Genomic DNA, 23,072 nt, shown 5'->3' on the forward strand with positions numbered 1-23,072 from the left:
GAATTCTTTTCTTATAAGGAATTTGTTAAGGAGTGGCGCCTTTGGTGCTTGCCCGGCCGAAAATCCTCAGTGAAGCCGACGGCGATTGCGTCGGGATCGAGCGCACCGGCGGCCGGAGCCCGGTGCTTCTCGTCTGTGAGCATGCTTCAAACACGCTTCCCGTCCAATTCGGCAATCTTGGCCTGCCAGGTGAAGCGCTCGCGAGCCATATTGCATGGGATCCGGGGGCGCTTTCGGTCGCCCGCGGCATATCGCAGGGGCTCGATGCGACACTCGTCTACCAGCGTTTCTCCCGGCTCATCTACGATTGCAATCGACCGCCGAGCTCGCCAGGCGCCATGCCTGAGAAAAGCGAGATCTATGCCATTCCCGGCAACAAGGATCTGACCGCCGAGGAAAAGCTTGCGCGCACCGACGCGCTCTACGTGCCCTTTCACGACGCCGTTCGCGGGCTGATCCGCGATCGCCGGGCGAGGGGGCAGGACAGCGTCATCGTGACAATCCATAGCTTCACACCGGTTTATCACGGCCGCGAACGTGCCGTGGAGCTCGGCATATTGCACGACGAGGACAGCCGGCTTGCCGACCGCATGCTGGACGCCGCCGCCGGAGCGCCGCTCTACAGGACGGAACGCAACCAGCCTTACGGACCCGAGGATGGCGTGACCCACACGCTGATCCTGCACGGGCTTTCGAACGGCTTGCGCAATGTAATGATCGAGGTCCGCAACGACCTCATTTCAGACGATGTCGGCCAAGGGGTCATGGCCGACTATCTAAAAGGGCTGCTCCAGCAAAGCCTGGACGCCTGATAAAAAAGAAGACCCGAGGGAGCAGTTTAACTGCGGACGTCCGCATGGCGAAAATGCCGCGGGCAATTGGCACTGGACCGGCCCGCAATCCCGCGGCCGATCGTGAACAGGGGGAAGTCATGTCGGACTATACCGAACTGGACAAGAAGCAGGATGTGCACATCCTACATTCGATGGGCTATGCTCAGGAACTCGAACGGCGAATGAGTTCGTTCTCGAATTTCGCAATCTCGTTTTCGATCATCTGCATTCTTTCCGGCGGCATCAATTCGCTCGGGCAGGCAACGGCGGGAGCAGGCGGAGCGGCGATCGGCATTGGCTGGCCGCTTGGCTGCCTGATTTCGTTTATCTTTGCATTAGGCCTTGCACAGATTGGCTCCGCCTATCCGACAGCAGGTGGCCTCTATCACTGGGGCTCGATCCTCGGCAACCGCTTTACCGGCTGGCTGTCGGCCTGGCTGAACCTGCTCGGGCTCGTGACCGTGCTCGGCGCCATCAATGTCGGCACCTTTTATTTCTTCTTCGGTGCCTTCGGGCCGCAATTCGGGATCGAGGACACGCTTCTTCACCGGGTCGCTTTTGTGGCGATCATCACAGCGCTGCAGGCGGGTATCAATCATTTCGGCATCGGCCTGACCGCCAAGCTTACCGACTTCTCGGGATATCTGATATTCGCAACGGCGATCCTACTGACTATCGTCTGCCTGGCGGCCGCACCGAGCTGGGATATTTCACGGCTCTTCACCTTCGCCAACTATACAGGCACCGAAGGTGCATCGCTGGTCTGGCCGGTGACCGTCTCCACCGGCATGGCATTCCTGCTCGGCTTGCTGTTGCCGGTCTATACGATCACCGGCTACGACGCGTCGGCGCACACGTCGGAGGAGACGCTGAAGGCGGCCGTCTCCGTGCCCCGGGGCATGGTTTCCTCGGTCCTCTGGTCGGCGCTCTTCGGCTATCTCATGTTGTGCGCTTTCGTGCTCATGATCCCGAACATGGACGATGCTGCAAAGCAGGGCTGGAACGTGTTCTTCTGGGCGATGGAGTCGCAGGTCAACCCGACGATCAAAAGCATTCTCTACGTGCTGATATTCATCGCGCAGTTCCTGTGCGGGCTTGCCACAGTCACCTCGGTCTCGCGGATGATCTTCGCCTTCTCGCGTGACAAGGGTCTTCCGGCATCCTCGACCCTCTCCAAGGTCAGCCCGAGCTTCCGCACGCCGGTCGCTGCCATTTGGACTGGTGCGATCCTTGCTGTCCTCTTTGTCTGGTTTACCTCGGCGATCACAATTGCCGGGACGCCTGCCTATTCCATCGTCGTATCGTGCACGGTCATCTTCCTTTTCCTGTCCTTCGTCGTGCCCATCGCTCTCGGTCTCATTTCGATCGGAACGGCGAAATGGCCAACAATGGGCCCATGGAATATGGGAGTCGGGCTGTACAGGGTGGTTGCCGTCCTCGGTATCCTGGCAATGGCGCTGATTTTCTACATCGGCATTCAGCCACCGAACGACTGGGCGCTGGAAATTACCGTCGGTTTCCTCGTGTTGACCGCTATCGTGTGGTTTGCATTCGAGAACCGCCGCTTCAAAGGTCCGCCGATCGGCGACGCCATTGCAAAGCGTCAGGCTCAGATCGCGGCCGCGGAGGCGGCTGTCGGCGAGGCCTGAGAAACAAACTTGCCTCTAATGGCGGGGCCGCATCGTGCGGCCCCATCACCGGTTCAACGAAAAGGCATCGGACTGCGGCACAAAGCTGAGCGCATGCGATTTCGTTGCCTCGATTTATTCAATCCCTATCCAGGCGGACCAATCATGAGCAGCAGCTACACAATCGACGATCTCAGGAAGGATGTTGCCGAGGGGCGCATCGATACGGTTCTCGCCTGCCAGGTGGACATGCAGGGCCGGTTGATGGGCAAGCGGTTCCAGGCGGAATATTTTGTCGAGAGCGCCTGGAAGGAAACGCACAGCTGCAACTATCTGATCGCCACCGACATGGAGATGGAGACGGTCTCCGGCTACAAGGCGACCAGTTGGGAAAAGGGTTACGGCGACTATACGATGAAGCCGGATCTCGCGACGCTGCGCCGCATTCCCTGGCTCGAAGGCACAGCGCTGGTGCTCTGCGACGTGCTCGACCATCACACCCACGAGGAAGTGGCCCATTCGCCGCGGGCGATCCTGAAGAAGCAGGTGAAACGCCTCGAAGATATGGGCATGAAGGCCTACATGGCTTCCGAGCTCGAATTCTTCCTGTTCGACCAAAGCTACGAGGCCGCTCACGCGTCGGGCTACCGCAATCTGAAGCTCGCCAGCGCCTATAACGAGGACTACCACATCTTCCAGACCACCAAGGAGGAAGAGGTGATGCGGGCGATCCGCACCGGGCTGCAGGGTGCGGGCATTCCGGTCGAGAACTCCAAGGGCGAGGCCTCCGCCGGCCAGGAGGAGATCAATGTGCGCTATGCCGATGCGCTCGCCATGGCCGACCGGCATGCGATCATCAAGAACGGCTGCAAGGAAATCGCCTGGTCGAAAGGCAAGGCCATCACCTTCCTTGCCAAGTGGAACTACAATGCCGCCGGCAGTTCCTCGCATATCCACCAGTCGCTCTGGAGCCTGGAGGAGAAGCCGCTGTTCTTCGACCATACCGGCAAATACGGCATGTCGCCGCTGATGCATAATTACGTTGCCGGGCTTCTCGCCCATGCCAGCGAGATCACCTATTTCCTGGCGCCCTACATCAACTCCTACAAGCGCTTCATGGCCGGCACCTTCGCGCCGACCAAGGCGATCTGGAGCAAGGACAATCGCACTGCCGGCTACCGCCTCTGCGGCGAGGAAACCAAGGGCATCCGCATCGAATGCCGCGTCGGCGGCTCCGATCTCAATCCGTATCTCGCCTTCGCCGCGCTGCTTGCCGCCGGCATCGACGGCATCGAGAACAAGCTGGAGCTGGAAGCTCCCTTCGTCGGCGACGCCTATGGCGGCAAGGATATTCGCGAAATCCCGCGCACGTTGCGCGCGGCGACGGCGGCGATGACGGAATCGGCAATGCTGCGCAAAGCCTTCGGCGACGAGGTGATCGACCATTACACCCGCGCTGCCGAATGGGAGCAGGAAGAATACGACCGCCGCATCACCGATTGGGAAGTGGCGCGCGGATTCGAAAGAGCTTAATAGCATTTGCGGGTTGCTGCCCCTCACCCTAGCTTACCGGGGCCGAGCCGCGGGTCTCGACCCGTCCTTCGGACCCCCCTTTTTACGGGGAGAGGGGACGCGCCCTGCGAGATGCAGGCCGAGGGACGGAGAGGCTGCGGCGTACCCCTTCGCCCCGTTTACGGGAGAAGGTGCCGGCAGCCGGATGAGGGGCTACGGCCCCGACGGAGTTTTTGATCAATACGAGGACGAAATCGATCATGGCAATGATCCAATGCATTTCACCGGTCGACGGATCGGTTTACGCGGAGCGTCCGGCGCTTTCGCTCGACGCTGCCAAGGACGTGGTGGCGCGTGCCCGCAAGGCGCAGAAGGCCTGGGCGAAACGGCCGCTCGAAGAGCGCGTGCAACTGGTGCTGAAGGGCGCCGCACGCCTGAACGAGATGTCCGACGTCGTCGTGCCGGAGCTTGCCTGGCAGATGGGCCGGCCGATCAAGTACGGCGGCGAATATAAGGGTTTCAACGAGCGCTCCAACTATGTCGCTTCGATCGCGGCGGATGCGCTCGCCCCGCTCGTCGTCGAGGAGAGCGACCGTTTCGAGCGCCGCATCGAGCGCGAAGCGCATGGCGTCGTCTTCGTCATCGCCCCTTGGAATTACCCCTACATGACGGCGATCAACACGATCGCGCCGGCGCTGATGGCCGGCAATACCGTGGTGCTGAAACATGCTTCGCAGACATTGCTTGTCGGTGAGCGGCTGGTGCAGGCCTTCATCGAGGCGGGCGTTCCCGAAGACGTCTTCCAGAACGTCTTTCTCGATCACCAGACGACGTCGGCACTGATCGCCGCCGGCAGCTTCAATTTCGTCAACTTCACCGGCTCGGTCGAAGGCGGGCGATCGATGGAGCGGGCCGCCGCCGGCACTTTCACCGGCCTCGGCCTTGAACTCGGCGGCAAGGATCCGGGTTATGTCATGGAAGACGCCGATCTCGATGCGGCGGTCGATACGCTGATGGACGGCGCCACCTACAATTCCGGCCAATGCTGCTGCGGCATCGAACGCGTCTACGTGCACGAGTCCCTATACGACGACTTCGTGGAGAAATCGGTCGCCTGGGTGTCGAACTACAAGCTCGGCAATCCGCTCGATCCGGAAACTTCGCTTGGGCCGATGGCGAACAAGCGCTTCGCCAAGGTGGTGCGCGAGCAGATCGCCGACGCGGTTTCCAAGGGCGCTAAGGCGCTTGTCGACCCTAAGCTTTTCCCACAGGATGACGGTGGCGCCTATCTCGCGCCGCAGGTTCTCGTCGATGTCGATCATTCGATGACCTTCATGCGCGAGGAGACGTTCGGGCCGGCAGTTGGCATCATGAAGGTGAAGAGCGACGGGGAAGCACTCGCTTTGATGAACGACAGCCAGTACGGGCTGACGGCATCGCTCTGGACCAAGGATGCCGAGCGGGCAGCGCGGCTCGGCCGCGATATCGAAACCGGCACCGTGTTCATGAACCGCGCGGACTATCTCGATCCGGCGCTCTGCTGGACCGGAGTCAAGGAGACCGGCCGCGGCGGCTCGCTGTCGATCATCGGCTTCCAGAATCTGACTCGCCCCAAATCCTTCCACCTGAAGAAAGTGACAGCATGAGCAGCAGCAACATCACCGCAAACTGGAGCTATCCGACATCGGTCAAGCTCGGCCGGGGCCGCATCAAGGAACTGGCTGATGCCTGCAAGAGCCTCGGCATCAAAAAGCCGCTGCTCATCACCGACCGCGGCCTTGCCTCTATGGCGATCACCAAGACCGCGCTCGACATTCTCGAAGATGCCGGTCTCGGCCGAGCGATTTTCGCTGATGTGGATCCGAACCCGAACGAGAAGAACCTCGAGGCCGGCGTCAAAGCCTTCAAGGATGGCGGTCATGACGGCGTCGTCGCCTTCGGGGGCGGCTCGGGTCTCGATCTCGGCAAGTGCGTCGCCTTCATGGCCGGCCAGACGCGGCTCGTCTGGGATTTCGAGGACATTGGCGACTGGTGGACGCGTGCAAGCCTTGAGGGCATCGCGCCGATCGTCGCTGTGCCGACGACTGCAGGCACCGGTTCGGAAGTCGGGCGCGCCAGCGTCATCACCAATTCCGAAACGCATGTGAAGAAGATCATCTTCCATCCGAAATTCCTGCCGGGCGTCGTCATTTCCGATCCGGAGCTGACGGTCGGCATGCCGAAAATCATCACCGCCGGCACCGGCATGGATGCCTTTGCCCATTGCCTCGAGGCCTATTCCTCGCCCTTCTATCACCCGATGTCGGCCGGTATCGCGCTCGAAGGCATGCGGCTCGTTAAGGAATTCCTGCCGCGCGCCTATAGGGAAGGCACCGATCTCGAAGCCCGCGCCAACATGATGTCGGCCGCCGCCATGGGCGCGGTCGCCTTTCAGAAGGGGCTCGGCGCCATCCATGCGCTGTCGCACCCGATCGGCGCGGTCTACAACACCCATCACGGCATGACCAATGCGGTGGTCATGCCGGCGGTCCTGCGCTTCAACCGCGCAGCGATCGAGGAGAAGATCGGCCGGGCGGCCGCCTATCTCGGCATTTCAGGAGGTTTCGACGGCTTCTACGACTACGTCCTGAAGCTCCGCTCCGATCTCGGCGTGCCAGAGACGCTGACGGCGATGGGAATCGCTCCCGACCGCATCGACGAATTGTCGGCCATGGCGATCGAGGATCCGAGCGCCGGGGGCAATCCGGTTGCGATGACGCTCGAAAACACTAAGACGCTGTTCAGGGATTGTTTCTGAGGTCTTAAAGCGAAGCTGCTGACTGGCCCGGAAACTCGGCTTTCCGGGCTTTTCTGTTTTGCGGCGTCCCCAATTTTAGGGATATGAAAAGTACAGGCTGCAATTTCGGCGGGCGTCTTTAGGGATTTGTTAACCATGACGGTAAAGGATGGGTTAACCGCACGATGCTCCGACAGTGCGCAAAAGAGCGATGCCGGCTCGCGCCAACTCCCGAGGACCGACCATGCCAGTCATTACTTTCGCAAATACCAAGGGCGGCGCCGGCAAGACGACCGCTGTTCTGCTGCTCGCGACCGAGCTTGCCCGTCAGGGCTATCGCGTGACCATTCTGGACGCCGATCCGCAGCATTGGATTTCACGCTGGCACGAGATATCAGGGCACGTGCCCAATATTTCGGTGATCGATTTCGTGACGACCGCCTCGCTGCCGCAGCATATCAGCGAGAACAAGCATAATACCGACTATTTCATCGTTGACCTGCCGGGGGCGCGCAACCCGCTGCTCGCTACCGCCGTCGGCCTTTCCGACCATGTGCTGATCCCGATCCAGGGCTGTGCGATGGATGCGCGCGGCGGCGCGCAGGTGCTCGAACTTCTGCAGTATCTCGACGAGAAGGCGGGCATCAAGATCGGCCATTCAGTGGTGCTGACCAGGGTCAATTCGATGGTGACGACGCGGGCTCTGCAGCTCGTCAAGTCGCTGCTCAGCGAACGGCACGTACCGGTATTGGACACGGCGATCATCGAACGCTCGGCCTTCCGCGACATCTTCGACTGTGGCGGCACGTTGCAGACCATGGACCCCACGCGCGTCAGCAATCTCGATAAGGCGCGTGAGAACGCCACCTGTTTTGCCGAGGAGATGATGCGCAAGCTGCCGGTGCGGCTGACAGTCTCGGCACAGATGGCGACGGCAGCCTGAGGCGCATTTCAGGCCTTAGCCGCCTGGGAAGCCGCATGCGAGGGCGCATGGGGCGACGGCCTTGCCCGTGCAGCATTCTGAGTGAGGAAGGATGCGATCAGCACGACCAGCCCGACGAGTGCCGGAACGGACCCCTGATAGTCGGACGTGTTCAAATGCGCCGATAGCGCCAGCAGCAGGTGAAAGAACATGCCGGAATAGGCAAGGTCGGAAAGCGCGACACTGACGCGCGAGAGGATCGCAGCGACGCCCAAGAGCTTGGCCACGATCAGGAGCGGCACGAGGTAGCCGGGAAAGCTCAGTTGCCCAAGGAGTTGGCGTACCGTGTCCCCTTGGGTGAGGTAGAAGGTGGCGGACATCAGATAAAGCGCGGAAAGAAGCGCGGTGCTGATCAGGTAGGTGTATTTGCGGGCCATGTTCGAAGTCCTCACGACTTCGACGCCGCGATGACATCGCGGAAGCAGGCGGGCGCACGTCCCGATAGCCGCTCGACGTCATGGGTCAAAACATCGAAATAGCCTTCAACGAAGGTCTTTTTGATGTCAACAAAGGCATTGATCACGATATCCGGCAGTCCTGCTTGGCCCAGTCCGCCTCGAAGCTGCTCTTCGGTAATGGCGGCAAAGCTTAGCGAGTTGCCGAGTGCATCCGAGGCAATGGCGGCGACATCATGCCCGGTCAGGGATTCCGGTCCGGTCAGATTGTAGATCGCGCCGGCATGGCCATCGCCCAGAACTGCTCCTGCTGTCGCTGCAGCCACGTCATTTCGGGAGACATAGGCGACGCGGTCCTCGCTGAGCCCTGCGAGTATCCCTTGCCCCTGCGACATCATAATCTCGTCGATCATGGACTGGGTGTAATAGTTCATGCGCAGGATCGTCCAACGGGGGGCAATGCGGATCAGGTGCTGCTCGCCCGTCCAGTAGGCCTCGCCGAGTGCGGGTACTCGGGCTTGGCGCGTCCCCGCCGCCGACAGCAGGAACACATGTTGCACGCCTGCCTTCACCGCTGCATCGATGGCGGACTTGAGCTGTGTGCCGCGCACTCCCGGACGCAAGTCCGCGCTTGGGATCAGCACAAGTCGGTCGAGCCCGGCATAGGCATGGAGGAGCGTATCGGGCTGGTCGTAGTCGCCCTTGCGTGCCTCGGCCGCGCCGCCCGCCTTTTCCGGCGAGCGCGAGATCGCCACGATCTGGTGGCCACCTCCGCGTGCGCCCAGTTCTTCGATGATGGCCCCGCCGAGCTTCCCGCTTGCCCCGTTTACCCCGATCTTCATGTTATCGTCCTTTTGATACAACGAACAAAATGTACGTGACGATATGATCGATATCGGGTATCGGCACAAGAATGCACATTAAAGTGCGCCACGCACACGGATGTGCGTACCCGGATGGAGCCTCTTATGAAAAACGCCGCCGTGATGCACCCCAAGGACCGGCCTGAGGGCTCCGAGCACAACGAGTGCCGAGCGCTCGGGCAAATTCTGGACCGCGTTGGCGACAAGTGGACCATAATGGTCGTCGGCGTCCTGTCGCGGGGCCCGTTTCGCTTCAACCAGTTAATGCGTGAGATCGGCGGCGTGTCCCACCGCATGCTGACCCTCACGCTTCGCAGTCTGGAGCGCGATGGGCTTGTATCGCGGACGGCCTATGCCACCATCCCGCCGAAGGTAGAATATGCCCTCACCGACGCGGGGCGATCGCTGATCGAGCCTTTGCGGATACTCAGCAACTGGGCAATCGAATTCCGCCCTGTGATCGAGAAAGCACGGGCGGAGTTCGATAGCCGGCAGGTGTGAGGCAGGAAGCTACGACGGACGTTTTTGACCTCCATCAGGTGGGGTCTCCTGATCTCCGTTTACCGTTTTGCGGCCTTGGCTTTGCTCAATCCACGAATTCGACCGTCACACCGGGCTTCACCATCTTGGCGAGCTCGGTTGCGTCCCAGTTGGTCAGGCGGATGCAGCCGTGGCTTTGGGTGCGGCCGATCTTGGAAGGATCGGGCGTGCCGTGAATGCCGTAGGTTGGCTTGGAGAGCGCCATCCAGACGGTGCCGACCGGGCCGTTCGGGCCGGGTGGAATGTTGAGGATCTTGTCGTTGGCGCCCTGCTGGAAATTGATCTTCGGGTTATAGGTATAACCGGGATTAAGGGCGACGCGCTCGACCGTCACTGTGCCTGACGGGGAGGGCGTATCGGTGGACCCGATCGACGCCGGGTAGGCGGCGATGAGATTGCCGGCGCCGTCATAGGCGAAGACCTGCTTGCGACCCTTGTCGGCGATGATGCGGGCGACCTCACCGGTCTTCGCGTCGCCGGGATTGACGACCTTGATCACCGTGCCGGGGACGCTGAAATCAGCGCCGGGGTTCATTTCCTTGAGGAAGGCCTCGTCCATGTGGAAGCGCTCGGCGAGCATTTCGGTGGTCGAGGTATAGGCAAGCGACGGCAGCAGCGCCTTATGCGCGTAGTCTTCCGGGATCTGTGCGACGAATGGGCCGGCGGCATCGGCCGGCGTGATCGTGTAGCTGACGACCGGCAGACCGCCGGTCATGCGCAGCTCTTCGAGAATGGCTTCGGTGTTGTTCGGATCGAGCTTGGAGCCGGTCATCTGGTCATAGGCGTAAATCGCCTTGGTGACATTCGAGCCCATATGGCCGTCGATGACGCCCGGAGAGATGCCGGCGCGATCGAGAAAGACCTGCAGTGCGACGATCTCGGGTTTCGACTTGTCCTTCAGCGTAATGACGGGCTCTTCAGGCGCGGTCCTCGGCGCGTCGGCTGGCGGAATCTGCTGGTCGGGATCGATCGAGGCGTAATCGTCGCCCGACTGCGGATTGCCGATGCTGTTGTCGTCCGGATAAGGCTGCTCGCCGAGGGGCTGGCGTTCGATTGCTGCGTCGCGCGGAATGCCGCCGGTGACGGCGCCGCGCTCGGAATAGCGCGTCTCGCCATAGGGATTGTCGTCGGCATAGTAGGGATCATTGCCGAATTGGTCGCTATAGACCTCACGCGAGCCGGGGCGCGGCGGATAATAGCCGCGGGCGCGCATCTCGGTGGCGACGATATTGCCGAAGCCATCGATCAGCACACGGTTGCCGCTGCGGTCGCGGGCGTAGATGAATCCAGGCGGGACATAGTCGAGGATTTCACCGTTCGGCGTGACCAGCACGATATCGCTCTGGCGGCGGTCGCGGAATTGCTGCGCACTTGCCTCTGGCGCGGCCAGCGCAAGGGATGCCAAGAGGGCGGCAAGCGAAAATGCCGATTTCAGAAAGCGACTCACGTCTCAAACCTCGAACAGTGACTGGGCAGACACACACCCGCCAATCTTGACGCTAGTGTGGAATTTATGAAACCGTGCTGAACAAAATATGAAAATCACCAAGATTTCCTTTTACTCATAAACGTTTGCGTCTCTCTGTCAGTTCCGCAAAATCCACGGTTGCGGCAAAAGCGCAAGAGGAGAATGGCGCCGATTGACGAAAGACTGCGGGAAACCTAACGCTAGGGCGGGCGATAGGCCTGAGGAGACCCGAGATGATCGAATTTGCCGCTGCAAGCGGGCCGCGCCTGATGCTCGATGAAACATCGGTGCTTGATATCGGCGGGTGTATCGTCAACGGCGTCGACATCGCGCCTAAACGCGCCATTCCCGACGACGGCGATCCGCGAATCGATCACTCGCTTGAGGGCTTCCTCTTCACCTGCGGCCCCGACCATATACGACACCGCCAGCCAATTCCCGGCAGGGATGACGGCAAGGTCTATCCGCTGCACGGATCGGCCTCCGGCCATTCGGCCAAGGTCCTGTGGACGAAATACGAAAACGGCAATGCCGAATGCCGCGCCGATATAGACATCGTGACGGTCGACGGACTGCAGCAGCGCATCGAACGGCTGTGGCGGATCGATGGGGCGACCGGCGAGGCGCGGCTCGAAGACCGGGTTATCAATGCAAGCGACGAGGTGGTGCCGACCTTCCTGATGTATCATATGAATGTCGGCGGCAAATGGCTGGACGAGGGCACGCGGCTCGAAGGCCGGATGCTGGAGAATGGCGGCTCGCCCTGGGCCTTCGGCGAGGAGCCGGGCGGCATCTTCTGCGTACCGGCTCCGGCGACGGAGGAGGGCTTTGCGGAGGTTCGCCTCGGACCGATCGCCGCAATCGGCGGCAGGACGCTCAGCCTGCGCTTCCGCGCCGATACGCTGCCCTTTCTCCAGATCTGGCGGAACCAGAAGGCGCCGGCCCATATTATCGGCATCGAGCCGGCGTCGCATCGCTGGGTCGCGCGCGACGAACTTGAGGCGGCCGGTGAGTTCAACATGCTGGCGCCCGGTGAGAGCCGCAGCTATGCCCTGAGCTTTGCCTTCCTGTGAGCGAAGTTTTGTTGACGCTCGGCGGCCTCCCGTCGTAGACCTTCAAGCCATGATTTTTGAGGAGACAGAACGATGGATATTCGCCAGATCGACGATGAATATTCGGTATCGGGCCAAATCACGCTCGAGAACCTCGACGAGATCAAGGCGCTGGGATTCAAATCGATCGTCTGCCACCGCCCCGACCATGAAAGTCCCGACCAGACATCATTCTCCGTCATCGAAGCTCGTGCCAAGGAGCTCGGACTCGATATCGCCCATGTGCCGGTTGGTCCGATGGGCGTGACCGAGGAGGCGGTGCAGGGGATGGTCGATGCGCTCGATGAATTCCCGCGGCCGATGCTCGGCTATTGCCGGTCGGGTGCGCGCTCGACGGCGATCTACCAGAAGACCCATCATATCCGTAGCTAGGCGCCCGTTCCAGCTACCGGTTTTCCGGCGCTGCCTCGGCAGCGCCGCCACTTCCATTTACTCAGGAGACGATAATGAGCATTAAGCGTATCGACGTCGGTGCACGCATGAGCGGCGCCGTCATTCACGGCAACACGGTTTATCTGGCGGGCCAGGTCGGCGAGGGCGAAAGCGTCACCGATCAGTGCAAGTCCTCGCTCGCCGAAGTCGACCGCCTGTTGGCGGCCGCCGGCAGCAGCAAGTCGAAGATCCTGCAGACGATCGTCTATCTCTCCGACATCGCTTATTTCGCCGAGATGAACGCTGCCTGGGAAGCCTGGATCGATCCGGCAAACCCGCCGGCCCGCGCCACCAGCGAAGCCAAGCTCGCTGCGCCAAAGTACAAGGTCGAGTTCATCGTCACGGCCGCGCTCGACTAGAGCATGCGGCGCAAAAGTGTGCAGCGGTTTTGCGGCAAGGACATGCGTAAAAACAAAGACCTAAAGCGCGCGGAGCGAATCTGAGAGATCGCGACACGCGCTTTAGGGTTGCTGCAATCCTGTCTCAGAAAGCCGGTGGCGAACTTACCGGCTTTTTGTTTGCGCGATTTCCGAAAGTGTTCTGGTCGGCGTGATCGCTTCAGGATCGAGCTTCACCTCAATGATCGCCGGCTTACCGCTTTGCCGCGCCCGCTCGAAGGCCGGGGCAAACTCCTCCGTCCGTTCCACGGTCTCGCCGTGGCCGCCATAGGCGCGGGCGAGGGCAGCGAAGTCCGGATTGGTCAGATCCGTGCTGCTGACGCGGCCGGGATATTCGCGCTCCTGATGCATGCGGATGGTGCCGTACATGCCGTTGTTGACGACGATTGCGATGATCGGCAGGCCGTAGCGGATGGCGGTGGCGAATTCCTGGCCGTGCATCAGGAAACAGCCGTCGCCGGCAAAGCAGATGACCTCACGCTCGGGAAAGAGCCGCTTGGCGGCAACGGCGGCCGGCAGGCCATAACCCATCGAGCCGGAGGTGGGGGCGGCCTGGGTGTTGAAGCGGCGGAAACGATGGAAGCGATGCAGCCACGTGGCATAGTTGCCGGCGCCGTTGGTGAAGATCGTGTCTGGCCAGGTATTGGCCTCCAGCCATTCCATGATCGGCCCCATATGGACGGCTCCCGGGCCTGTCGCCGGCGGCTTCGACCAGGAAAGATAGGCCTGGTGCATGCGCTCCGTGCGCTCCACCCAGTGCGGCTCGGCCGGAGCTTCAAGATCGGCGAGTGCCTCGATGAAATCAGCAGGGGCGGCGCAGATGGCGAGGTCTGGGCGGTAGATACGGCCGAGCTCGGAAGCATCGGGATAGACGTGGACCAGCGATTGCTGGGGGTAGGGGATGTCGAGCAGCGTATAGGAGGAGGAGGGCATTTCCGACATGCGGGCGCCGAGCAGGATCAGCAGGTCGCTCTCCTTGATCTCCTTGGCGAGCGCCGGATTGATGCCGATGCCGACATCGCCGGCATAACAGGGGTGGAGATGATCAAACAGCATCTGCCTGCGGAAGGAGCAGCCGACGGGAAGCTGGAAACGTTCGGCGAAATTCTGAAACCCGACGACGGCATCGGCGTCCCAGCGCGTGCCGCCGAGAATCACCATCGGCCTCTCGGCCTTCAAGAGTCTGATATAAAAATCGTCGATCTGGCTGCGGCCGGGGTGGGCCTCGACGCCGGCATATCGCTTGGCGCGGGGCGCCTCGACCTCGTCGCGCAGCATGTCCTCGGGCAGCGTCAGCACCACCGGGCCGGGACGGCCGGAGGTGGCGACTGCAAAGGCGCGGGTGACGAATTCAGGAATGCGGGCGGCATCGTCGATCTCGCCTACCCATTTCGCGAATTCGGTGAAGGCGCGGCGAAACTCGACCTCCTGGAAGGCCTCGCGCTCGCGCGCCTCGCGCTGCACCTGGCCGATGAAGAGGATCATCGGGATCGAATCCTGCTTGGCGATGTGCAGACCGGCGGAGGCATTGGTGGCGCCGGGGCCGCGGGTGACCATGCAGATGCCGGGTTCGCCGGTCAGCCTGCCCCAGCAGTCCGCCATCATCGCCGCACCGCCCTCCTGCCGGCAGACGAGGACGTCGATATCGCTGTCGCGCAGCGCGTCGAGAACGGCAAGGAAACTTTCGCCGGGTACGCAGGACAGACGCTTGACGCCATTCGCCTTCAGCGCCTCAACGATCAATTCTCCGCCCGTCCTTTTCACGATGACGATGCCTTCCTCTCGCGCTCGGCGAGTTCCGCCAGAATTTCTTCCCTGTGCTCGCCGAGACGCGGGCTCGGCCTGATGTAATGCAACGGCGTTTCCGACAGCACCACGGGCGTCCTGACCCCTGGGATGACGGTGCCGGTTGCATCGGCAAGGTCGATGCGCAGACCGCGGGCCTGCACCTGCGGATCGGCGAACATTTCCTCGATCGTGTTGATCGCGCCTGATGGAACCGCGTTCGCCTCGCAGGCCTTCAGGAGATCCGCCTTCTGCCATTTCAGCGTCTCGGTGGAGATGAGGCGGCGTACCTCGCCGCGATTGCCGACGCGGGCCTTGTTGGTGGAGAAACGTTCGTCAGTGGCCATGGCCTCCAGGCCGAGGATGATGCAGAGGCGCCGAAACTGGCCGTCGTTTCCGACGGCCAGGATGAGGTAACCGTCGGCTGCCGGCACGACTTCATAGGGCGAGATGTTGGGATGGGCGTTGCCGAGGCGGGTCGGTGCGGTGCCGGAGATCAGGTAATTCATGTTCTGATTGGCGAGCACGGCCGACTGCACGTCGAGCAGCGACATATCGATCGACTGGCCTTCGCCCGTTTTCAAGGCGTGGATCAGGGCGGCCTCGATTGCCGCGACGGCATAGATGCCGGTAAAGATGTCGGCGATCGCCACCCCCGCCTTCATCGGCTGGCCGTCCGGCTCGCCTGTTATCGACATGAAGCCGGACATGCCCTGGACGATGTAATCGTAGCCGGCGAGCCCGGCATAGGGGCCGGTCTGGCCGAAGCCGGTAATCGAGCAATAGACGAGTCTGGGGTTCAGCTTGTGCAGGCTTTCGTAATCGAGCCCGTATTTGGCGAGACCGCCGACCTTGAAATTCTCGATCACCACGTCGGCGGTGGCGACGAGACGGCGAACGAGGTCCTGGCCTTCGGGGCTCTTCAGGTCGGCGGTGATCGAGCGTTTGCCGCGATTGGCGGCATGGTAATAGGCGGCGGAAAGATTTTCGCCATCCGCGGCTTCGACGAAGGGCGGGCCCCATTGGCGGGTATCGTCGCCGCCGTCGGGATTTTCGACCTTGACGACATCGGCGCCGAGATCGGCGAGCATCTGTCCCGCCCAGGGGCCGGCCAGCACGCGGGCAAGCTCGATCACCCGGATACCGGCAAGCGGCGGCTTTTTTGTCGTGGTCTCGGTCATTTTCCTCCCGTCAATGTCTACGGCGCCAGCGTCACCTCAGATGTATCGGATACCGGCTTTGAAGCAAAGCGGCGCTCGCGCCAGAGGATGTACAAGCCCGACGCCATGATGATCGTGATGCCGAGCCATTTGACCGCATCCGGAAAGTCGCCGAAAACAAGCCATGCGAAGATCGTCGCCGAAACGATCTCGAAATATTGCAGCGGCGCCAGCGTCGACGCCGGTGCCGCGCGATAGGCATAGACGCCGAAGATGCCGGCGATCGCGGCCATGGCGCCGACGCCGGCGACGTAGAACCAGGCGCTGCCTACCGGCATGACGGGGTCGAAGAGATCGGAGCCGCTTCCCTCGCCGATAAAAAGCAGGATGGCGCAGAAGAGCAAGCCCCAAATACCCATCTGGAACTGCATCGACCAGGGGTCTTCCCTGTGCGAGAGGACGCGGGTCATCAACACGAAGATTGCGATGCAGAGCGCACTGACGACGGGCAGAAGCGCGATGTAGCCGACCTCCTCGAAACTCGGCTGGATGATCAGCATCGCCCCGAAGAAGCCGACGCCGCAGGCGGTATAGCGCCGCCAGCCGATCGTCTCCTTGAGGAAAATGCCGCCGAGGATCGTCACGATGATCGGCTCGACGAAGAAGATCGCGATCGCGTCGGCGACGGCCATATATTTCAGCGTGGTGACAAAAGAGATCATCGAGATGGTGATGATCAAGCCGCGGATGGCATGGAAGAGGTTCTGGCGCCAGGAGAAGTCGGCAAAGCTGCGCCGCCATATGACGATCGGCAGCATGCAGAGCGCCTGCACGACGAAGCGGCCGGCGGTAACCTCGGCGGAGGGGACAGTGACGACGGCAAGCTTGGCGAAGATATCAATGAGCGGCGAGAACATCACCGAAAGAAACATCAGCGCAAGCCCCGTCGTCACCTCGGAGGCGGACGAAGCGGGGCGGGCGGAGGTGCTGCTCATGATGGATCTCTCTGGCTCAGGATCTCGCGACGGCCTTGTCGCACCAGTCCGCAAAGGCTGCGACCGCCGCATCGGCGCCGATCTCGTTCAGCGTTTCGTGCCGCATGTCCTGATATATCTCGGTGCTGATACGGGAGAAACCTTGGGCTTTCAAATGGTTTGACAGCCAGAGGATGGCTTTTCCACGCTCGGTCGCCGGATCCTCTGCCCCGCCGACCAGATGGATCGGCATCTCGCGCCGCAGCCGGTCGAGATGGAGCTTCTGCGGCGCGCGAAACGTCAGTTCGAAGAGATCGAGCCAGAGCGAGACCGAAGCGTCGAAGCCGCAGAGGGGATCAGCGACATATGCGTCGACTTCATCGGCAAGGCGCGTCAGCCAGTCGAACTCGGTGCGGCGGCCCGGGATCGATTTTCCCCAAGCGCCGAAGGTGAGCTTGGGCAACAAGCTGCTCGGCACGTCGGAGCCCTTCAGCATACGTTCCGCAAGCAGGATCGCCTGAGCGGCGCGGCCGGCAAGGCCGACGGCGAAATTCGAATTCCAGACGGCAACAGCGTCGAAGTCGGCCGGAGCGGTGACGGCGGCATTGAGCGCGACGAGGCCGCCCATCGAATGGCCAAAGAGGATCACCTTCAGGCCAGGATGGCGCGAGGCCGCATGGGTGCGCATGGCGATGACGTCACCGATCACCCTTTCGACGCCATTTCGGCCGGCGAAACGGCCGATCGGCGCGTCGGGCACCGTCGTCTCGCCGTGGCCGCGGTGATCATGGGCATAGACGTGATAGCCGCGCGCCGCCATCGCCTCGGCTAAGCGGCCGTATCGCTTCGAGTGCTCCGCCAGGCCATGCGATATCAACAGGATGCCGCGTGCCGGGCCGGCGGCCTCGGCATGGTGATAGGCCAGCGACGCTTCCCCGATGGCGAGCCTTTGCGTTTCAGAAAACATCGGGATCCTCCCTGCCGCAACAGAGCAGATCGCTACTGCATAATTCCTTAAAGCGGAATCGATTTCAGGAATTATCCTGCAGCGCCAAGTGCGATAGTGTCCTTGTGCTGCTCTAAAGCGTGAGGTTTCGGGAAACCGTCGGACGTCTTCCGACAATATACGATCGGGGAAATTTCAGACCTGTTGCGATTCAGGGTTGCCGTTGTTTACTCTTTGTGCTTATCTGTTCGTGCATTGTTCTCCTTTTGGGGGTTGAAATGAGCAGCATGCAGTTGCGTACCTTTACGTTCGCCGTGTCGATGGTCCTTGCTGGCGCCGCCATGGCGCAGGAGGCCGACGGCCGTACCCGTTTCATTCTTGCGGCGAGCTGGCAGCCCGCCTTCTGCCAAACGAACCAGAAAAAGGCCGAATGCGCCAGCCAGACCAGCGAGCGGCATGACGCGACGAACTTCTCGCTGCACGGCCTCTGGCCGATGCGGCAGGATTATTGCGGCGTCAGCGACGACCAGAAGGCCGCCGACAAGGACGGCAAATGGGGCACGTTGCCGGCAGTTGCGCTTTCGGCTGAGACGCAGGCGGCGCTTGCAAAGGCGATGCCCGGCACGCAGTCTGGCCTCGAGCGGCACGAATGGACGAAGCACGGCACCTGCACGAAAATGAGCGTCGAAGACTATTTCGGCGTCAGCGTCAATCTGGTGGATGCGCTCAACGCATCGGCCGTGCGCGATCTCTTCGCCGCCAATATCGGCAAGACGGTCAAGGCCGAGGCAATCAAGGCTGCCTTCGACAAGAGCTTCGGACCGGGCGCGGGCGATCGCGTCAAGATGAGCTGCCGGCGGGCCGGCAATGTCAGGATGATCAGCGAGTTGACGATCGGCCTGTCTGCGGATGCGGGAACGGCAACGGCGAAAAGCGCGAGCCTTGCCGATCTGATCCGGGGGGCGGGAAAAACCTCCTTCGGTTGTGACGAGGGTGTTGTCGACGCCGCGGGCTTCTGACCCGAATCCTGCGTAAACCGGGTTTCGGCGTTGCTCACAGGCGCTGTTTCGCCTACATAGCGGCACGAAACGAAGTTTCCCGCCCGGAGCAGCGCAGCATGGCACGTCAATTCATCTATCATATGTCCGGCCTCAACAAGGCCTATGGCAACAAGAAGATCCTGGAGAACATCCACCTTTCTTTCTATCCGGATGCCAAGATCGGCATCCTCGGGCCAAACGGCGCCGGTAAATCCACTGTGCTGCGCATCATCGCCGGCCAGGACAAGGAGTATACCGGCGAAGCCTGGCTCGCCGAGGGTGCGACGGTCGGCTACCTCGAGCAGGAGCCGAAACTCGATCCCAGCAAGACCGTGTTCGAGAATGTCATGGAAGGTGTTGCCGCCAAGACGGCCATCGTCGATCGTTACAATGAATTGATGATGAACTATTCCGACGAGACGGCGGAAGAAGGCGCCAAGCTCCAGGACATTATCGACAGCCAGAACCTCTGGGACCTGGAAAGCCAGGTCGAGATGGCGATGGAAGCGCTGCGCTGCCCGCCGCGCGACGCAGAAGTCACCAGCCTTTCCGGTGGTGAGCGCCGCCGCATCGCGCTCTGCCGCCTGCTGCTATCGCAGCCGGACCTGCTGCTGCTCGACGAACCGACCAACCATCTGGACGCCGAGACCATCGCCTGGCTGGAAAAGCATCTCCGCGACTATCCCGGCGCCGTCATGATGATTACCCACGACCGCTACTTCCTGGACAACGTCACCGGCTGGATCCTGGAACTCGACCGCGGCCGCGGCATCCCCTACGAAGGCAACTACTCCGCCTACCTGCAGGCCAAGGCCAAGCGCATGCTGCAGGAAAACCGCGAAGAAGCTTCACGCCAGAAGGCGATCAGCCGCGAACAGGAATGGATCGCTTCCAGCCCGAAGGCCCGTCAGGCCAAGTCCAAGGCGCGTATCAAGTCCTACGAGCAGCTGGTGGAAGCGGCCGAGAAGCAGCGTCCCGGCGACGCGCAGATCATCATCCCGGTCAGCGAGCGCCTCGGCCAGGTGGTCATCGAGATGGAAGGCATCACCAAGGGCTTCGAGGGCCGAACGCTGATCAACGACCTGTCGATCAAGCTGCCGCCGGGCGGCATCGTCGGCATCATCGGCCCGAACGGCGCCGGCAAGACGACGCTGTTCAAGATGATCACCGGCCAGGAAAAGCCCGATGGCGGCTCGATCCGTATCGGCGAGACCGTGCATCTCGGTTATGTCGACCAGAGCCGCGACGCGCTGGCTGCCGATAAGACAGTCTGGGAGGAAATCTCCGGCGGCGCCGAAATCATCAAGCTCGGCAAATTCGACATGAATTCCCGTGCCTATTGCGGCGCCTTCAACTTCAAGGGCGGCGACCAGCAGCAGAAGGTCGGCAATCTCTCCGGCGGCCAGCGCAACCGCGTGCACCTTGCCAAGATGCTGAAGGCAGGCGGCAACGTTCTGCTGCTCGACGAACCGACCAACGACCTCGATACGGAAACGTTGGGCGCTCTCGAAAACGCGCTGGAGAATTTTGCCGGCTGCGCCATCATCATCAGCCACGACCGCATGTTCCTCGACCGTCTGGCGACGCATATCCTCGCTTTCGAAGGCGAGGGCCATGTCGAATGGTTCGAAGGCAATTTCGAGGATTACGAGCAGGACAAGATCCGCCGCCTCGGCCCGGATGCGCTCAACCCGGGCAGCCAGGCCCATAAGCGCCTGACACGCTGATCCTACTTCGCTTCTGCTTCCGAAAGCCCCGGTTCCGGGGCTTTTTCATGTCAGGCCCTGTCGCAATTTGAGCAGGCAATTTCGCGGAGAGTGCGAATTGTCGCTTGCCACCGGTTTTCAAATCACATAAAGATATCTTTATATCTTGATTGGGCCGATGATGAGCGAACCCTTGAAGCTTGGACTGGATGGGCTGGTGGACGTCTTGAAGGCGGCGGGCGAACCGACGCGCCTGCGTCTTCTGGCGCTTCTCGACGGGGGCGACCTGACGGTGACCGATCTTACCGAAATCCTCGGCCAGTCCCAGCCTCGCATATCTCGCCACCTGAAGCTGCTCGGCGAAGCCGAACTGATCGAACGCTATCAGGAAGGCGCGTGGGCCTATTTCCGCCTCAAGCAGGACGGCAAGGCGGCCATGCTCGTGCGGGCGCTGCTGAAACACGTCTCCCAGAACGATCCGACCATCCTTCGCGATGGTGAGCGTCTTTCGCAGGTCAAGCGCCAGCGGGCCGAGCGGGCGCAGGCCTATTTCAGCCGCAACGCCGCGGAATGGGACGAGCTTCGTCGCCTGCACGCGGCCGACGAAGAGGTCGATGCTGCGGTCATCCGGCTGCTCGGCAACCAGCCGATCGATTCACTGCTTGATCTCGGCACCGGGACCGGCCGCATCCTCGAGCTCCTGTCCGGTCTCTATCGTCGTGCTGTCGGAGTCGATGCCAGCCGCGACATGCTGAGTGTGGCGCGCGCCAATCTCGACAAGTTCCGCATCACCAAAGCGACGGTCCGCCACGCCGACATTCTGAACCTGCCGTTCGAAGGACAGGATTTCGATCTTGTGACGATCCATCAGGTGCTGCATTTCTTCGACCAGCCGGAGATTGCGATCGCGGAAGCGGCGCGCATGCTGCGGCCTGGCGGCCGGCTGGTGATTATCGACCTTGCGCCGCACACGCTCGAATATCTCCGCGACGAGCATGCTCATGTGCGTCTCGGTTTTTCGCACCAGTCGATGTCCGATTGGCTGCGCAAGACCGGGCTCGATGTCGAGCAGGTCATCGATCTTCATCCGGGGCAGCAGGGCGGGCAGGGGCTGACGGTCACCGTCTGGCTCGCGCGCGATCCGAGGCGCCTCATGGCTTCGCAGACGAGCGAAGGCGCCGAACCTACATTTGCCGGGAGAATATGACATGGCTTTGAAAAACGAAGCACGCGGGCGCAACATCGGGATCTCCTTCGAATTCTTCCCGCCGAAATCGGAAGAGATGGAAGGCCAGCTCTGGGAGACCGTCAGCAAGCTGCAGGATTGGGACCCGGATTTCGTCTCGGTGACTTATGGCGCCGGCGGCACTACCAAGGCGCCGACGCTCTCGACCGTCACGCGCTTCCTGGCGCAGACGCCGCTTGCCACCGCCTCTCATTTGACCTGCGTTGGTGCGACGAAGGAAGAGACGCATCAGGTGATCGATACCTTCCGCAATGCCGGCGTAACGCATTTCGTGGCCTTGCGCGGTGATGCGCCCGGTGGCGCTGGGGCTCCCTACGCGCCGCATCCCGGGGGGTACGCCAACGCGGCCGAGCTGGTGGCGGGGCTCAAGGAGATCGGAAATTTTGAGATCTCGGTCTCCGCCTATCCGGAAAAGCATCCTGAGAGCCGCGACACGGCCGCCGATATCGAGATGCTGAAGCGCAAGGCCGATAACGGCGCCGATCGGGCGCTGACGCAGTTCTTCTTCGACAACGACAATTTCGAGCGTTATCTGGAACGGGTGCGCGCTGCCGGCGTCTCGATTCCGGTCGTGCCCGGCATCATGCCGATCCAGAACCTGACTCAGCTGAAGCGTTTTGCCGGCGCCTGCGGCACGGTCATCCCCGCCTTCCTCGACGAGCGTTTCGCTGGCTACGACGATAAGCCCGAGGAACGGGCGAAGGTCGCGGCAGACGTTGCGGCCGAACAAATTGAGGATCTCGTCCGGCGCGGCATCGACGAGTTCCATCTCTATACGATGAACCGCGCGCCGCTGGTTTCAGCAGTGCTCGACAATCTTGGCTTCTCCCGCCGGGCGACAAAGAGCGCGGGTGCGGCGGCCTGATTTTCTCGAATGTTCAAACATGAAAAAGCGCATGTCGGGCGGGACATGCGCTTTTTGTTAGCGGATTGATCAGGGGAGTTTAGGCACTATCAGCGTAATGCGTCCGCCATCTCCGCTCAAATGAAGAGCATGGACAGGACGAAAGCGAACGCTGCACTGACCAACAGAACATTCAAGGATTGCGTGAGTCCCATGTCTGTCTCCTCGCGTTAACCGGCCAATATTATGTCTGAAATATGTCGGTTGGAAAGCGGATTCTATGCTGCGCCGCCGAAATAGGTGGTGGATAAGTCGAAGACCGTTTTCGCAAACTCTTGAATCAAAACGATAATATCCCTGCAATTTTTGTTCACACATTTTAACGCGGCGTTAAATCAGGCGATTGCCAGTTTACCGATGAGCCTAAACCAT

At 61.4% G+C, this 23,072-nt stretch carries 21 protein-coding genes; 14 read left to right on the plus strand and 7 right to left on the minus strand.

The annotated features are described in order from the left end of the window. Positions 1 to 41 precede the first annotated feature (41 nt). From GA0061105_RS05855 to GA0061105_RS05880, 6 genes are all read left to right on the plus strand, one after another. Positions 42 to 812: an N-formylglutamate amidohydrolase gene (locus GA0061105_RS05855; protein ID WP_064694733.1), complete on the plus strand. Its 771-nt coding sequence runs from the start codon at positions 42 to 44 to the stop codon at positions 810 to 812. Between the two features lie 119 nt (positions 813 to 931). Continuing rightward, the gene (locus GA0061105_RS05860) at positions 932 to 2,482 is read left to right on the plus strand and encodes an amino acid permease (protein WP_092749051.1); all 1,551 of its coding nucleotides are present in this window, start codon (positions 932 to 934) and stop codon (positions 2,480 to 2,482) included. Positions 2,483 to 2,626: 144 nt separating this feature from the next. Beyond that, complete coding sequence (locus GA0061105_RS05865) at positions 2,627 to 3,994, plus strand: glutamine synthetase family protein (protein ID WP_092748682.1); 1,368 nt, start codon at positions 2,627 to 2,629, stop codon at positions 3,992 to 3,994. A gap of 239 nt (positions 3,995 to 4,233) precedes the next feature. Continuing rightward, entirely contained in the window at positions 4,234 to 5,619 is a 1,386-nt protein-coding gene (locus GA0061105_RS05870) for an aldehyde dehydrogenase family protein (protein ID WP_092749053.1), read from the plus strand. Beyond that, entirely contained in the window at positions 5,616 to 6,770 is a 1,155-nt protein-coding gene (locus GA0061105_RS05875) for an iron-containing alcohol dehydrogenase (RefSeq protein ID WP_092748684.1), read from the plus strand. The genes GA0061105_RS05870 and GA0061105_RS05875 overlap by 4 nt, the downstream gene beginning before the upstream one ends. 223 nt (positions 6,771 to 6,993) lie before the next feature. Beyond that, a complete protein-coding gene (locus GA0061105_RS05880) occupies positions 6,994 to 7,692 on the plus strand; it encodes a ParA family protein (RefSeq protein WP_092748686.1) in 699 nt (232 codons plus the stop codon). 8 nt (positions 7,693 to 7,700) lie between these two features. Here the strand turns inward: GA0061105_RS05880 and GA0061105_RS05885 are convergent, their stop codons facing one another. After that, positions 7,701 to 8,108 carry a DoxX family protein gene (locus GA0061105_RS05885; protein WP_092748688.1) on the minus strand — a complete coding sequence of 136 codons (408 nt, stop codon included), beginning with the start codon at positions 8,106 to 8,108 and terminating at the stop codon, positions 7,701 to 7,703. Positions 8,109 to 8,119: 11 nt separating this feature from the next. Next, a complete protein-coding gene (locus GA0061105_RS05890; protein ID WP_245304221.1) occupies positions 8,120 to 8,989 on the minus strand; it encodes an SDR family oxidoreductase in 870 nt (289 codons plus the stop codon). Between the two features lie 105 nt (positions 8,990 to 9,094). On the opposite strand from GA0061105_RS05890, the gene GA0061105_RS05895 reads away from it, so the two are divergent. Then, the gene (locus GA0061105_RS05895; protein WP_245304222.1) at positions 9,095 to 9,490 is read left to right on the plus strand and encodes a winged helix-turn-helix transcriptional regulator; all 396 of its coding nucleotides are present in this window, start codon (positions 9,095 to 9,097) and stop codon (positions 9,488 to 9,490) included. An 85-nt stretch (positions 9,491 to 9,575) separates the two neighbouring features. Here the strand turns inward: GA0061105_RS05895 and GA0061105_RS05900 are convergent, their stop codons facing one another. Then, the gene (locus GA0061105_RS05900) at positions 9,576 to 10,976 is read right to left on the minus strand and encodes a L,D-transpeptidase family protein (RefSeq protein WP_092748692.1); all 1,401 of its coding nucleotides are present in this window, start codon (positions 10,974 to 10,976) and stop codon (positions 9,576 to 9,578) included. A gap of 254 nt (positions 10,977 to 11,230) precedes the next feature. On the opposite strand from GA0061105_RS05900, the gene GA0061105_RS05905 reads away from it, so the two are divergent. The 3 genes from GA0061105_RS05905 (at position 11,231) to GA0061105_RS05915 (ending at position 12,900) form a co-directional block, all read left to right on the plus strand. Then, entirely contained in the window at positions 11,231 to 12,070 is an 840-nt protein-coding gene (locus GA0061105_RS05905; protein ID WP_092748694.1) for an aldose 1-epimerase family protein, read from the plus strand. A gap of 72 nt (positions 12,071 to 12,142) precedes the next feature. Beyond that, positions 12,143 to 12,481 (plus strand): protein tyrosine phosphatase family protein, encoded by a 339-nt coding sequence (locus GA0061105_RS05910; protein WP_064694724.1) that lies wholly within the window; start codon positions 12,143 to 12,145, stop codon positions 12,479 to 12,481. A 74-nt stretch (positions 12,482 to 12,555) separates the two neighbouring features. Then, positions 12,556 to 12,900, plus strand: coding sequence for a RidA family protein (locus GA0061105_RS05915; RefSeq protein WP_064694723.1), 345 nt, complete (start codon positions 12,556 to 12,558; stop codon positions 12,898 to 12,900). 144 nt (positions 12,901 to 13,044) lie between these two features. On the opposite strand, the gene GA0061105_RS05920 is transcribed toward GA0061105_RS05915, so the two are convergent. Genes GA0061105_RS05920 through GA0061105_RS05935 form a run of 4 tightly spaced genes read right to left on the minus strand, consistent with a single transcriptional unit; the run spans position 13,045 to position 17,825 of the window. Beyond that, the gene (locus GA0061105_RS05920; protein WP_064694722.1) at positions 13,045 to 14,703 is read right to left on the minus strand and encodes a thiamine pyrophosphate-binding protein; all 1,659 of its coding nucleotides are present in this window, start codon (positions 14,701 to 14,703) and stop codon (positions 13,045 to 13,047) included. Continuing rightward, entirely contained in the window at positions 14,700 to 15,905 is a 1,206-nt protein-coding gene (caiB, locus tag GA0061105_RS05925; protein ID WP_092748696.1) for a succinate--glutarate CoA-transferase, read from the minus strand. Before caiB ends, GA0061105_RS05920 begins: the two co-directional genes overlap by 4 nt. Before the next feature lie 17 nt (positions 15,906 to 15,922). Next, positions 15,923 to 16,879 (minus strand): DMT family transporter, encoded by a 957-nt coding sequence (locus tag GA0061105_RS05930; RefSeq protein WP_064694720.1) that lies wholly within the window; start codon positions 16,877 to 16,879, stop codon positions 15,923 to 15,925. A gap of 16 nt (positions 16,880 to 16,895) precedes the next feature. Then, a complete protein-coding gene (locus GA0061105_RS05935) occupies positions 16,896 to 17,825 on the minus strand; it encodes an alpha/beta fold hydrolase (RefSeq protein WP_092748698.1) in 930 nt (309 codons plus the stop codon). 257 nt (positions 17,826 to 18,082) lie between these two features. On the opposite strand from GA0061105_RS05935, the gene GA0061105_RS05940 reads away from it, so the two are divergent. From GA0061105_RS05940 to metF, 4 genes are all read left to right on the plus strand, one after another. Then, on the plus strand, positions 18,083 to 18,823 hold the full coding sequence (locus tag GA0061105_RS05940; protein ID WP_092748700.1) for a ribonuclease T2 family protein: 741 nt from the start codon (positions 18,083 to 18,085) through the stop codon (positions 18,821 to 18,823). Between the two features lie 98 nt (positions 18,824 to 18,921). Then, positions 18,922 to 20,571: an energy-dependent translational throttle protein EttA gene (ettA, locus tag GA0061105_RS05945; protein WP_064694717.1), complete on the plus strand. Its 1,650-nt coding sequence runs from the start codon at positions 18,922 to 18,924 to the stop codon at positions 20,569 to 20,571. A gap of 160 nt (positions 20,572 to 20,731) precedes the next feature. Continuing rightward, on the plus strand, positions 20,732 to 21,757 hold the full coding sequence (locus GA0061105_RS05950) for an ArsR/SmtB family transcription factor (protein WP_092749057.1): 1,026 nt from the start codon (positions 20,732 to 20,734) through the stop codon (positions 21,755 to 21,757). 1 nt (position 21,758) lies between these two features. Then, a complete protein-coding gene (metF, locus tag GA0061105_RS05955; RefSeq protein ID WP_064694716.1) occupies positions 21,759 to 22,661 on the plus strand; it encodes a methylenetetrahydrofolate reductase [NAD(P)H] in 903 nt (300 codons plus the stop codon). Positions 22,662 to 23,072: the final 411 nt, after the last annotated feature.

The sequence above is a fragment of the Rhizobium aethiopicum genome (genome assembly GCF_900094625.1).
GTDB lineage: Bacteria > Pseudomonadota > Alphaproteobacteria > Rhizobiales > Rhizobiaceae > Rhizobium > Rhizobium aethiopicum.

Bases quoted from the DNA above. Each gene is read 5' to 3' on its own strand.
- GA0061105_RS05860 (WP_092749051.1), top strand. From the start codon at position 932: ATGTCGGACTATACCGAACTGGACAAGAAGCAGGATGTGCACATCCTA.
- GA0061105_RS05865 (WP_092748682.1), top strand. From the start codon at position 2,627: ATGAGCAGCAGCTACACAATCGACGATCTCAGGAAGGATGTTGCCGAG.
- GA0061105_RS05870 (WP_092749053.1), top strand. From the start codon at position 4,234: ATGGCAATGATCCAATGCATTTCACCGGTCGACGGATCGGTTTACGCG.
- GA0061105_RS05875 (WP_092748684.1), top strand. From the start codon at position 5,616: ATGAGCAGCAGCAACATCACCGCAAACTGGAGCTATCCGACATCGGTC.
- GA0061105_RS05880 (WP_092748686.1), top strand. From the start codon at position 6,994: ATGCCAGTCATTACTTTCGCAAATACCAAGGGCGGCGCCGGCAAGACG.
- GA0061105_RS05885 (WP_092748688.1), bottom strand. From the start codon at position 8,108: ATGGCCCGCAAATACACCTACCTGATCAGCACCGCGCTTCTTTCCGCG.
- GA0061105_RS05895 (WP_245304222.1), top strand. From the start codon at position 9,095: ATGAAAAACGCCGCCGTGATGCACCCCAAGGACCGGCCTGAGGGCTCC.
- GA0061105_RS05905 (WP_092748694.1), top strand. From the start codon at position 11,231: ATGATCGAATTTGCCGCTGCAAGCGGGCCGCGCCTGATGCTCGATGAA.
- GA0061105_RS05910 (WP_064694724.1), top strand. From the start codon at position 12,143: ATGGATATTCGCCAGATCGACGATGAATATTCGGTATCGGGCCAAATC.
- GA0061105_RS05915 (WP_064694723.1), top strand. From the start codon at position 12,556: ATGAGCATTAAGCGTATCGACGTCGGTGCACGCATGAGCGGCGCCGTC.
- caiB (WP_092748696.1), bottom strand. From the start codon at position 15,905: ATGACCGAGACCACGACAAAAAAGCCGCCGCTTGCCGGTATCCGGGTG.
- GA0061105_RS05930 (WP_064694720.1), bottom strand. From the start codon at position 16,879: ATGAGCAGCACCTCCGCCCGCCCCGCTTCGTCCGCCTCCGAGGTGACG.
- GA0061105_RS05935 (WP_092748698.1), bottom strand. From the start codon at position 17,825: ATGTTTTCTGAAACGCAAAGGCTCGCCATCGGGGAAGCGTCGCTGGCC.
- GA0061105_RS05940 (WP_092748700.1), top strand. From the start codon at position 18,083: ATGAGCAGCATGCAGTTGCGTACCTTTACGTTCGCCGTGTCGATGGTC.
- ettA (WP_064694717.1), top strand. From the start codon at position 18,922: ATGGCACGTCAATTCATCTATCATATGTCCGGCCTCAACAAGGCCTAT.
- GA0061105_RS05950 (WP_092749057.1), top strand. From the start codon at position 20,732: ATGAGCGAACCCTTGAAGCTTGGACTGGATGGGCTGGTGGACGTCTTG.
- metF (WP_064694716.1), top strand. From the start codon at position 21,759: ATGGCTTTGAAAAACGAAGCACGCGGGCGCAACATCGGGATCTCCTTC.